The organism is Parvularcula oceani, from assembly GCF_000733125.1.
Taxonomy (GTDB): Bacteria; Pseudomonadota; Alphaproteobacteria; order Caulobacterales; family Parvularculaceae; genus Parvularcula; species Parvularcula oceani.
In genome coordinates, this window is record NZ_JPHU01000001.1 from 488,612 (window position 1) to 500,140 (window position 11,529).

General features: G+C 68.7%; 12 protein-coding genes. 11 read left to right on the top strand and 1 reads right to left on the bottom strand.

The features are described 5' to 3' along the window. Positions 1 to 91: 91 nt before the first annotated feature. Positions 92 to 1,468 carry an alpha/beta hydrolase family protein gene (locus IE88_RS0102305; RefSeq protein WP_051881389.1) on the top strand — a complete coding sequence of 459 codons (1,377 nt, stop codon included), beginning with the start codon at positions 92 to 94 and terminating at the stop codon, positions 1,466 to 1,468. Between the two features lie 14 nt (positions 1,469 to 1,482). Further along, on the top strand, positions 1,483 to 2,346 hold the full coding sequence (locus IE88_RS0102310) for a uracil-DNA glycosylase (RefSeq protein WP_051881390.1): 864 nt from the start codon (positions 1,483 to 1,485) through the stop codon (positions 2,344 to 2,346). Between the two features lie 3 nt (positions 2,347 to 2,349). On the opposite strand, the gene IE88_RS18015 is transcribed toward IE88_RS0102310, so the two are convergent. Next, entirely contained in the window at positions 2,350 to 2,493 is a 144-nt protein-coding gene (locus tag IE88_RS18015) for a peptide ABC transporter permease (RefSeq protein ID WP_156032304.1), read from the bottom strand. An 87-nt stretch (positions 2,494 to 2,580) separates the two neighbouring features. On the opposite strand from IE88_RS18015, the gene IE88_RS0102320 reads away from it, so the two are divergent. From IE88_RS0102320 to IE88_RS0102360, 9 genes are all read left to right on the top strand, one after another. Then, complete coding sequence (locus IE88_RS0102320; RefSeq protein WP_031549690.1) at positions 2,581 to 2,799, top strand: hypervirulence associated TUDOR domain-containing protein; 219 nt, start codon at positions 2,581 to 2,583, stop codon at positions 2,797 to 2,799. Positions 2,800 to 2,867: 68 nt separating this feature from the next. Beyond that, positions 2,868 to 3,995, top strand: coding sequence for a beta-ketoacyl-ACP synthase III (locus IE88_RS0102325; protein ID WP_031549692.1), 1,128 nt, complete (start codon positions 2,868 to 2,870; stop codon positions 3,993 to 3,995). Positions 3,996 to 4,002: 7 nt separating this feature from the next. Further along, a complete protein-coding gene (locus IE88_RS0102330; RefSeq protein ID WP_051881391.1) occupies positions 4,003 to 4,659 on the top strand; it encodes a flavin reductase family protein in 657 nt (218 codons plus the stop codon). Positions 4,660 to 4,722: 63 nt separating this feature from the next. Beyond that, the gene (locus IE88_RS0102335) at positions 4,723 to 5,277 is read left to right on the top strand and encodes a YfbR-like 5'-deoxynucleotidase (protein WP_031549696.1); all 555 of its coding nucleotides are present in this window, start codon (positions 4,723 to 4,725) and stop codon (positions 5,275 to 5,277) included. 42 nt (positions 5,278 to 5,319) lie between these two features. Continuing rightward, the gene (locus IE88_RS0102340; protein ID WP_031549698.1) at positions 5,320 to 6,255 is read left to right on the top strand and encodes an NUDIX hydrolase; all 936 of its coding nucleotides are present in this window, start codon (positions 5,320 to 5,322) and stop codon (positions 6,253 to 6,255) included. Positions 6,256 to 6,349: 94 nt separating this feature from the next. Next, positions 6,350 to 7,438 carry a quinolinate synthase NadA gene (nadA, locus tag IE88_RS0102345; RefSeq protein WP_036766334.1) on the top strand — a complete coding sequence of 363 codons (1,089 nt, stop codon included), beginning with the start codon at positions 6,350 to 6,352 and terminating at the stop codon, positions 7,436 to 7,438. A gap of 493 nt (positions 7,439 to 7,931) precedes the next feature. Next, positions 7,932 to 9,443, top strand: coding sequence for an L-aspartate oxidase (locus IE88_RS0102350; protein ID WP_031549701.1), 1,512 nt, complete (start codon positions 7,932 to 7,934; stop codon positions 9,441 to 9,443). After that, complete coding sequence (gene nadC, locus IE88_RS0102355; protein ID WP_031549703.1) at positions 9,440 to 10,291, top strand: carboxylating nicotinate-nucleotide diphosphorylase; 852 nt, start codon at positions 9,440 to 9,442, stop codon at positions 10,289 to 10,291. The genes IE88_RS0102350 and nadC overlap by 4 nt, the downstream gene beginning before the upstream one ends. Before the next feature lie 524 nt (positions 10,292 to 10,815). Continuing rightward, positions 10,816 to 11,517 (top strand): FAD-binding oxidoreductase, encoded by a 702-nt coding sequence (locus IE88_RS0102360; protein WP_051881392.1) that lies wholly within the window; start codon positions 10,816 to 10,818, stop codon positions 11,515 to 11,517. The last annotated feature ends 12 nt before the right edge of the window (positions 11,518 to 11,529 follow it).

Below are 11,529 nucleotides of genomic sequence, written 5' to 3' on the forward strand. Positions count from 1 at the left end.
CCGAACAGTGTTAGCGGGCAGTGGATGCGGAGCGGCTCTTGCACATCCCTGCCCCGGCCGGGACGGCAGGATCCGCAAGGACGGAGGGCCCATGATTCGAAGAATCGGTACGCGCTGGCGGCGGCTGCGGCACCGCGTTGCGGCAGCCTGGATCATTCTCCTCGCCCTCCTCGTCATGGGCGGCGCGCAGGCTCAGGACCTCGCGCCCTATGCCGGCGACTGGGAGGGGGAGCTGCAGGTGGGAGGGACCACCCTGCCCCTCGTCCTGCACGTCATGCCGGAAGAGGCGCCGGAGGTGACCCTCGACAGCCCGATGCAGGGCGCCTTCGGCCTTCCGGGCGAAGCGGCGCCGCGCGAGGACGGCGCACTCGACGCCTCCTGGAGCGTTCTCGGCGCCCGCTATGAGGGCCGGCTGACCGATGATGGCGCGATCGACGGCACGTTCAGCCAGTCCGGCGCGACGTTCCCGCTTCGCTTCGAGCCCGCCGAAGCCGCTCCTTCCCAAGCCTTCGTTCCACCGCAAGACGCGCCCTATGAGGCCGGCGAGATGGGCCTGGTCGTGCCCGGCACAGGCGTCACGCTTTCGGGTACGCTGACCCTGCCCGAGGGCGAGGGTCCTTTTCCGGGCCTCGTCCTGATTTCGGGGTCCGGACCGCAGGATCGCGACGAGACCCTTTTCGGCCGCAAGCCCTTCGCCGTCCTGGCCGATGGCCTCGCCCGCGAAGGTATCGCGACCTATCGCTACGACGACCGCGGCGTCGGAGGAAGCACCGGCAGTTTCGAGGACGCGACCAGCCGCGATTTCGCCGCCGATGCCGAGGCCGCCCTCGACGCGCTGCGCGCCCGGCCCGAGATCGGCGCCGCGGGCTTCCTGGGCCATTCGGAAGGCGGCATCGTCGCGGGGCTGGCAGCGGCAGAGCGCGACGCCGATCCGGACATGATCGCGCTTCTGGCGAGCCCCTTCGAGCCCATGGACGCGGTTCTCGAACGGCAATCCGAGACGATGATGCGGCAGATGGGTCTCGGCGAGGCCGCGAGCGTGCAGAACATGGCGCTTCAGCGCCGCCTTCTCGCTGCGGCGATGACGGACGGCACGCGCGAAGAGGCCTGCGCAGCCCTCGCCCGCGCTGCCCGAGGCGCGCCCGAACCGGTGCAGAACCAGGCCGGCAAGCTCTGCACGCCCTGGTTCTACACATTGTTCCGCATCGACCCCGCTGCCCTTTACGCGCAGGTCGACGCCCCTGTCCTCGCCCTGTTCGGCGAGCGCGACAGCCAGGTCGACGCCGCAGCGAATGCGCAGGCCGCCGAGGCGGCGGGCGTGAAGAGCCACGTCTTCGAAGGCCTCAACCACCTCTTCCAGAAGGCCGAGACGGGCGCCATCTCGGAATACGCGCAAGCCGGAGCGCCGATGGCGGACGGCGTGATCGCTGCGCTCGCCGCCTTCACCCGCGACGCCGCGCAGCAGTAGCGTCCGCAGGGCCGATGGCCCATATGGATGCCATGGCCGATGCCTCCGACGATCCCGGTTTCGATCCAGAAGCCGTCCTGCGCTTCTATGCCGATAACGGTATCGACACCGTCGAGGGCGAAGCGCCGTCGGACTTCTTCGGCTGGCCGGAAGGCGCGCCGCGCCTCAAGCGGCCTGAACCTGCGCCCGCTCCCGAGCCTGCGCCCAAGGCGTCCGGGCCCAGGCCCGTCACCGCCGCCGATGCCCCCATGCCGACGGCCGAGGCGACGGCGCTGGCCGAACGGCTCGCGGCCGGGTCGGCGACGATCCCAGAGCTCGCCGAGGCGATCGGCGGGTTCGACGGCTGCGCCCTGAAGGCCGGTGCGAGACAGGCCGTCGTCTATGACGGCATTCCCGGCGCGCCGCTTCTCGTCATGGGCGAGGCGCCTGGCCGGGACGAGGACCGCGAGGGCAAGCCCTTCGTCGGCCGCTCGGGCCTCCTTCTGGACCGCATGCTCGAATCGATCGGCTGCTCGCGGCGCGAGGGCGACGGGCTGACCGATGCCTGCATCTCCAACGCGATCTTCTGGCGCCCGCCCGGCAACAGGAATCCCACCAAGGCCGAGATCGCGGTCTGCCTGCCCTTCATGCGGCGCTTCATCGAACTGAGCCGCCCGAAAGTGCTGCTGCTGACGGGGAATGTGCCGACCCAGGCCCTTTTCGCCGACGCGAAGGGCATTACCCGCAGCCGCGGGGTCTGGCGGGACTACGAAACCAGCGGCGGGAGCGTCCCGGCCCTGCCGATCTTCCATCCCGCCTTCCTCCTGCGCCAGCCTGCGCGCAAGCGCCTCGCCTGGCGCGACCTTCTCGAAGCGCGGGCGAAGCTGCTGGACGGCTGATGCTCAGAAGATCCAGACGAGGACGGCAAGGAGCACGATCCCTGCCAGCCCCGCGATAAACACGCCGCGCTGCCACCTTTTGCGCAGCACGACCTCCCCCTGCCGCGCCCTTTCGCCTGAGACCGTCTGTTTCTCGTCTTCCGCCATGCTGCCTCTGTCGTGACTCTTCGTCCCGGTCGGCGAACCCCGCAGGCCCTCGCCCCGTTCCCGATCCGCAAGAACGAGGAGCGCAAGATGAGCAAGACCTACAACAAGGGCGACAAGGTGAAGTGGAGCTGGGGGAACGGCACCGCGACCGGCAAGGTCGAGAAGAGCTATACCGAGAAGGTCACGCGCAAGATCGACGGCAATGAGGTCACGCGCAACGCCGATGACGACGATCCCGCCTATTACATCTCGCAGGACGATGGCGGGAACGTGCTGAAGAGCCATTCCGAGCTCTCAAAGGCATAACGCCCGCGCGGTTGCCAGCGCGGGAACGACAGCGCAAAACGGACCACCGCCACGCGCCGAGATCCGCCATGACCGCCCCCGCACGCACACCCGTCGCCCGCATTCTCTCGACCGGACTGTTCACGCCCGAACAGTCCGTCTCCAACGAGGAGCTGGTCGAGAGCTACAATGCCTGGGTCGAGAAATGGAACGCGGCGCATCCCGACGATCCGAAGGAGCCGAGCTCGGCGCCCTTCATCGAGAAGGCGTCCGGCATCAAGTCGCGCTACGTGCTCGACAAGGAGGGCATGCTCGATATCGACCGCATGCGGCCGAGGCTGCCGCAGCGGGAGAATGACGAGCTGTCGATCATGGCCGAGATCGCCGTCGCCGCGGCGCGAGAAGCGATGGCGGCGGCCGAGCTGGGGCCGGAGGACATCGACGCCGTCCTCTGCGCCGCCTCGAACATGCAGCGCCAATATCCGGCCATGGCGGTCGAGATCCAGGAGGCGCTGGGGATCGGCGGCTACGCCTTCGACATGAACGTGGCCTGCGCATCCGCCGCCTTCGGCATCCAGACGGCGGTGGGCCTTCTCTCGACCGGCGCCCGGCGCGTGCTGATGGTGAACCCCGAGATCTGCACGGCGCATATCAATTTCCGCGACCGGGACGGTCATTTCATCTTCGGCGACGTGGCGACCGCCGTCATCGTCGGCCATGCGGACGATCCGCATGGCCAGCAGCCCTTCGATATCCTCGACACCCGCCTCAAGACGCAGTTCTCGAGCAATATCCGCAACAATTTCGGCTTCCTCGACCCCGCGACCGACAGCGTGATCGACTGGGACGATCCCAATACGGACAAGCTGTTCAAGCAGCGCGGCCGCGCCGTCTTCAAGGAGGTGGTGCCAATGGTCGCCGCCATGATCGCCGAGCACCTCGAAGACAACGACATCGCGCCCTCGAGCCTCAAGCGCATGTGGCTTCACCAGGCCAATCTGTCGATGAACGAACTGATCGCCAAGCGCGTGCTCGGCCGCGAGGCCACCCGCGAGGAAGCGCCGGTCGTGCTCGACGAATACGCCAACACCTCCTCGGCAGGCTCGATCATCGCCTTCCACAAGCACAAGGACGGCTTCGAGCACGGAGATATCGGCGTCGTCTCCGGCTTCGGAGCGGGCTATTCGGCGGGCTCGATCATCGTGCGGGCCGTCTGACCGGCCGATGGCGCAGCCCGACGCACATGCCTACGAGCCCGCCAAGGGGCACGGCCTCGCCCATGACCCCTTCAACGCCATCATCGCGCCCCGCCCCATAGGCTGGGTGTCGACGGCGGATGCCGGGGGCCGCGTCAATCTCGCCCCCTACAGCTTCTTCAACGCCTTCGCCTATCGCCCGCCCATCATCGGCTTTGCGAGCTGGGGCCGGAAGGACAGCGTCGAGAACGCCGAGGCCACGGGCGAATTCGTCTGGAACCTGGCGACGCGCGACCTCGCCGAAAAGATGAACGCGACCTCCGCCGAGGTGCGGCGCGGCGAGGACGAATTCGCGCTAGCCGGGCTTGAGCGGGCGGAGAGCCGCCTCGTCGCCCCGCCCCGCGTGCTCGCGAGCCCGGTCAATTTCGAATGCCGGACGACGCAGGTGATCCGCCTCAAGACAAGTTCCGGCGAGGACATGCCCAACTGGATGGTCTTCGGCGAGGTCGTCATGGTGCATATCGACCGCAGGCTGATCGAAGACGGCGTCTACGACACCGCGCGCGCCCGCCCGATCAGCCGGGGCGGCGGCCCGTCCGCCTATTACGAGACCCTGCCCGGATCGCGTTTCGACATGGTCCGGCCGGACGTGCCCGCCGGCCTCGAACGCGGCGGCAGCGAATAGCCTGACCCGAAAGCCCGAGAGTTCCCCTTGTCCAATCCGCAAGCGCCAAGAGCCTGGCAACGCATGCTGTCGGGCCGCCGCCTCGACATCCTCGACCCCTCCCCGCTCGACGTCGAGATCGAGGACATCGCCCATGGCCTCGCCCGTGTCGCCCGCTGGAACGGACAGACGACGGGCCCCCTCTCCTTCAACGTCGCCCATCACAGCGTCATCGTCACCGATCTCTGCGCGGAGCGGAATCCCGGCTGGCCGAAAGAGAACCTTCTCGCCGCCCTGCTGCACGACGCGCCCGAATATGTCATCGGCGACATGATCAGCCCGTTTAAATCGGCCCTCGGCGAGGCCTACAAATCGGTCGAGCGCGGCCTTCAGCGCGCGATCCATCTGCGCTTCGGCCTGCCTGCCGACCTGCCCCACGGGGTGGAGCGGGCGATCAAGCGCGCAGACCGCATCTGCGCCTATTTCGAGGCGACGCAGATCGCGGGCTTCGGCGTCACCGAGAGCCGCAAGCTCTTCGGCGATCCCAAGCCCCATGCGCTGAAGATCGAGGCGCTGGGCGCCGAGGACAGCCAGGCGCTCTACCTGCAACGCTTCACGGAACTGACCCGCAACCGCTAGCGCCGGTTGATACGAAGGCGGGCGTGACGACATAAGCAGCTTATGTCCGCCCGCGTCGTCATCGGCCTCAACGCCGTCGTCACCGCCCTCGAAGGCGGCGATCCGCACGTTCTCTGCGTGCGGCGCGAAGAGGGTTGGGGCCTGCCTTACGGTGCCTTCGATCCTGCGCGGCACCGGACCTTCGAGCTCGGCATGCGCGACTTCGTCACCGGCCAGACCGCGCTCCAGCTCGGCTATGTCGAGCAGCTCTACACCTTCGGCGATGAGGGCCGCGAGGCGCCGCTGGCGAGCTTCCGCGGCGGCGAGGCCTCCGACCGGGTCGTCTCGGTCGGCTATCTCGCCCTTTCCCCGGTCGCGGGCGAGACGGGGCGGAGCGATGCGGCGTGGCGCGGCTGGTACGAACATTTCCCCTGGGAGGACCGCAGGCCTTACGCGAGAGACGGCCTCGAAGAGGCGATCCTTCCCGCCCTTCGCGACTGGGCCGGAGGCGACCGCGCGCGCCGCGCCCGGCTCGACCTCGCCTTCGGCCTCACCGAGCCCGGCTGGCAGGAAGAGCGCGCGCTCGACCGCTACGAGCTGATGTACGAGGCGGGGCTCGTCCCCGAAGCGGCGCGCGATGCGGGCGAAGCGGCGGAGGGGCTGCCCGGCACCGGCCCGGCCATGACCTCGGACCACCGCCGCATTCTCGCCACCGCCATCGGGCGCCTGCGCGGCAAGCTGCGCTATCGGCCCGTCATTTTCGAGCTCGTGGCCGAAGAGTTCACGCTGACCGACCTCCAGGATGCCGTCGAGGCGATACTGGGCTTCTGTGTGCACAAGCAGAATTTCCGCCGCGCGATCGAGGCCTCGGGGCTCGTCGAGAAGACCGGCGCCGTCGCCGCGCGGACGGGCGGCCGCCCCGCCGCGCTCTACCGGCGCGCGCCCGGCGGCCCCTCTGGCGTCGGCCTGACCCTGCCCCGCCTGCGCCGCGAAGTGTGACCGCGCGGTTTGCCTTTTGCTCTTGAAGGGCATAATGTCCCGCACTAGATATACTCTAGTTGAGCAATACCCTGGACGGGACGGGAGCATCGCCATGGCCTACGACGCGGACGCCGCGAGCGGCTATACCGACGAAGTGCGGGCGAAGACCGATCACCTCTATCCCCTTGTCGAAGCGAAGATTCCCCGCTTCGAATGGGAGCTGATCGCGCCGACCATCGCGCGCATCAACGACCTCAAGGCGGAAAAGAACGCCGTCATCCTGGCGCACAATTACATGACGCCGGAGATCTTCGCCTGCGTCGGCGACATTCGCGGCGACAGCCTGCAACTCGCGCGGGAGGCGGCGAAGACGGACGCGCAGGTCATCGTTCAGGCCGGCGTGCATTTCATGGCCGAGACTTCCAAGATCCTCGCGCCCGAAAAGACCGTGCTCATTCCCTCGATGGAGGCGGGCTGCTCGCTCGCAAGCTCGATCACCGGCGCCGACGTGCGCCTCCTCAAGCAGCGCTATCCCGGCGTGCCGGTCGTCACCTATGTCAACACGACCGCCGAGGTGAAGGCCGAGACCGATATCTGCTGCACCTCCTCCAACGCCGTTCAGGTCTGCGAGCACGCCGCGCGCGAGGCGGGCACGGACACGGTCATCCTGATCCCCGACCAGTTCCTCGCCCGCAACGTCGCGGCGATGACGGACCTCAAGGTCGTCACCTGGGCCGGCGCCTGCGAGGTGCATGAGCGCTTCACGGCGGAGGACATCCGCGAGATCCGTGCGGGGAACCCCGGCGTCACCGTCCTCGCCCACCCCGAATGCCCGCCGGAAGTCCTGGCCGAGGCGGACTTCGCGGGCTCGACCGCCGCCATGTCGAACTACGTCAAGGACGAGCAGCCGAAGAACGTCGTCCTGATCACCGAATGCTCCATGTCCGACAATGTCGCGCTGGAGAATCCCGGCGTCGACTTCGTCCGGCCATGCAATCTCTGCCCGCACATGAAGCGGATCACGCTGGAGGGCATCCTGCACAGCCTCGAGACCGGCGAGCACGAGGTCACGGTCGACCCCGTCATCGCCGCCCGCGCCCGCGAGGCCGTCCAGCGCATGATCGACTTGCCGAGCCCCGGCGCCCCCGCCCGCTTCGAGGCGAAAGCCGGGCGCGACGTGATCTCGGTCGAGCACCGGTGAAAGCCAAGCGGCGGAGTAGGGACGAACTTCTTGCTCTGTACGATCAGCGACTCGTTCTCTTCGAGACGCTTCACCGTGGGGTCGTTCCCGCTTCTGTACGTGCAGTCATATCGTCGTCGGTAGATATCGATCCCGTTCGGGTAGCGCGAGCAGCGCGCGAGCACCCGCGCCTCAGCGCCGCGCTCGCGGGATTGGAACAGGGAATCAATGACTGCATCGAGATGGCTCAAGATCTCGATACAGATCTGCGCCTGCATCTGGATGGAGAACTCCGAAAAGCAGGGCTTCCTCCTGTTGAAGCCCTCAGTAGGAAGACAAACCGCACAATCAGGAAAGCCATTTCACGAGGTCGCCTGCAATCTGATACGGAGTTTCATCTGGTCAAATCGGCTTGCGATAATCTAGATAGCAGCTTCTCTGGCGAAGAACGGGTCCTAATGGAGGACTTGATAATGGCTTACAAGCCAAGCCCTCCGCTTCCGGAGGATGAGGCATGAGAGCCGAACCCGCGCAAGGCGGCATTCTGATCGTCGGGGCCGGCCTCGCCGGCCTCTACACGGCGCTCAAACTCGCTCCGCACCCCGTCACCCTCGTCACCGCAGGGCATTTGGGCGCGGGCGGCAGCTCGGTCTGGGCGCAAGGCGGGCTCGCCGCGGCCGTCGGGGCGGATGACAGTCCCGAAGAGCATCTCGCCGACACGATCGCCGCGGGCGCCGGCCTCGTCGACGAAGAGGCGGCGCGCATCCTCTGCACCGAAGGCCCCGCGCGCATCGACGACCTCCTCTCCCTCGGCGTGCCCTTCGACCGGGAAGAGGACGGCACGCTGAGGCTCGGCCGCGAAGCGGCGCATGGGCGAAACCGCATCGTCCATGTCGGCGGCGACGAAGCGGGCGCCACGATCATGCGCGTGCTGACGGAGAAGGCGCGGCAGACGCCCTCCATCACCGTGCGCGAGCGCTGCATCGCCTATGAGCTCCTGACCGAGGACGGCGCGGTTACGGGCGCGGCCTGCTGGGACGCCGAGGCGGGTGAGGCGCTGGCGATCCCAGCCCATGAGACCGTCCTCGCGACCGGCGGCACAGGCGGCCTCTTCGCCGTAACCACCAATCCCCTCCACGCACAGGGCCACGGCCTGACCCTGGCTTACGAGGCGGGCGCGACCTTGCGCGATCTCGAATTCGTCCAGTTCCACCCCACCGGCATCGATATCGGCCGCGACCCCGCCCCGCTCGCCACCGAGGCGCTGCGCGGCGAGGGTGCCGTCCTTCGCGACGTGCATGGCCGCCGCTTCATGCCGGAGCTGCATCCGGATGCCGAGCTCGCTCCGCGCGATGTCGTCGCCCGCGGCGTGGCGCTCGCGATCAAGACGACCGGCGGCGCCTTCCTGGATGCGAGAGAAGCCATTGGCGCCCGCTTCCCGAAAGCCTTCCCCACCGTCTTCGAGGCCTGCCGCGAAGGCGGAATCGACCCGCGGGTCAAGCCCATTCCCATCGCCCCCGCCGCGCATTATCACATGGGCGGCGTGCTGACGGACACCGATGGCCGCGCCGACATCCCCGGCCTCTGGGCGGTGGGCGAGACGGCCAGCACCGGCGTCCACGGTGCGAACCGCCTCGCATCGAACTCGCTTCTCGAAGCGCTCGTCTTCGGCGCCAGAGCCGCCCGTGCCCTGCCGCGCAATGGCGCGAAGGAAGACGGTACCGCCGCCGAACCGGCCCTGCCTGCGCGCCCTGCGGCGAACCTCGCCCCTTTGCGCCGCGCCATGTCGGATAGCTGCGGGTTGTTACGTGACGAGGCCGGGCTGACCGCTCTTCTTTCGCAGATCGAGGGCGATAGGGCGAAAACGTTGGGCGGCGCGCTCGCCCGCACCGCCGCCCGTCTCGTCGCCGAGGCGGCGCTCGCACGGCGCGAAAGCCGCGGCGCCCATCAGCGTACCGACTTCCCGGACCAGGACGCGCCGCGCCACAGCCTCACGCGAAAACCCGACGGAGTGCGCTTCGCATGATCCCCTTTCCCCTACCGCCCGTCCTGACCGAGCCTCTCATCCGCCGCGCCCTCGAGGAGGATCTCGGCGATGCGGGCGACGTCACCACCCTCGCCACCATTCCGCCCGGGCGGACCGGCCATGCGCGCATCAATGCCCGAAAGCCCGGCCGGGCCGCGGGCGTGGAACTGGCGGCCCGCGTCTTCCGCACCGTCGATCCGGACCTCGCTGTGACGATCCACGCGCCGGACGGCGCGGCGCTTCAGGCGGGTACGGAGCTGATGACGGTCAGCGGGAGCGCCCGCTCGCTCCTGACCGCAGAGCGGACCGCCCTCAACCTTCTCGGCCATCTGTCGGGTGTCGCCACCGCGACGGCCGAACTCGTCCACGCGGTCGAGGGCACCGGCGCCCGCATCGTCTGCACCCGCAAGACCCTGCCCGGCCTCCGCGCCGTCCAGAAACATGCCGTCCTCTGCGGCGGCGGGCACAATCACCGCTTCGGTCTGCACGACGCGGCGATGATCAAGGACAACCACATCGTCGCGGCGGGCGGCATCGCGCAGGCGCTCTTGGCCGCGAAAGCCGCGCTCGGCCACATGGTGAAGATCGAGGTCGAGGTGGACCGGCTCGACCAGCTCGAAGAGGCGATCGCGGGCGGCGCGGATGTGGTGCTGCTCGACAACATGACGCCCGATCAGCTGCGTGAGGCGGTGGAGATGGCGAAGGGACGATGCGTTCTCGAAGCCTCGGGCAATGTCACGGTACGAACTGTCTGCGCCATCGCCGAAACCGGCGTCGACGTGATCTCGTCCGGCTGGATCACGCACTCCGCGCCGAACCTCGACATCGGATTGGATCTGGAAGTCTAGCTCCCGCCTACGCACCCTCTCCCTCTTCCCGAGATGGGCCCCGGCGCGGGGGCCGGGGTGACAGCGGCGGCAATCAGGCGTCACCCCGGCCGGAGCGCAGCGGAGAGCCGGGGCCCATCTCGGAACAGCCGTCGCTGCGAGCGATGCCCGCCACTTATCCCCGCCCCCCTCTCCGCCCCCTACCCTGCCAAGGCGACCCTCACCGGGGCTGACAGGTACCGTCATCTGTGAGGAGGGCCGCCCGCGATCTCAGGCGAGAGGTCTGCGGCGCGCGCGAGGGGCTCTGCCCCGAGCGGCGCCCGCCCTGACCGGGCGACAAAAGCAGGCCTCCGACGGCCCGCCTTTCCCGCGAGCTCATCGGGCCGGGAGAGGTCAAGGATCGCGGCCGCGCGCGGGCGAGGGGCTTGGGACCCTCGAACGCGCAAGGCACAGTTCACAAAACCCTTTCGCTGCGGCGCGTCCGCGCGCGGGTCCCTTCTTCTTCCGTCACCCGCGACAGGCGGGCGCTTCGGGCTGGCCGCCTTTTGCCCGCGCCGCCGAACCGCTATCTCTCCCTCATGCCCTTCGACGCCGCACACACCGATGCCCTTACCCGCCTCGCCGGCCCGCGCGCCGTCATCGAAGGCGACGACCGCACGCCGCACCTCACCGAATGGCGCGGCCGCTGGCAGGGCGAGACGCCGCTGATCCTCGCGCCCGGAACGACCGAAGAGCTCGCGGCGGTCATCGGCTATTGCGCAGAGAACGGCATCGCCGTCGTGCCCCAGGGCGGCAATACCGGCCTCGTCGGCGGGCAGGTGCCTCATGGCGAATTGCTGATCTCGACCAGGAGGATGCGCAGGATCCGCGCCGTCTCGCCGGAGGATTTCACGCTGACGGCGGAGGCGGGCGTGACCCTCGCCGAGGCGCGAGGGGCGGCGGAAGAGGCAGGCCGCCTCCTGCCCCTCTCCATCGGCTCGGAGGGCACCTGCAATATCGGCGGCGTCCTCTCGACCAATGCGGGCGGGGTGAACGTGATCCGCTACGGCAATGCGCGCGACCTCGTGCTCGGGCTCGAAGCCGTGCTGCCCGACGGGCGGATCTGGCACGGCCTCAACAGCCTGCGGAAGAACAATACGGGCTACGACCTCAAGCATCTCTTCGTCGGCGCCGAAGGCACGCTCGGCATCGTCACCGCCGCCGTGCTCAAGCTCTTCCCCCGCCCGGCCCCGGCCGGAGCCGGGTGACGACCCTTCTCG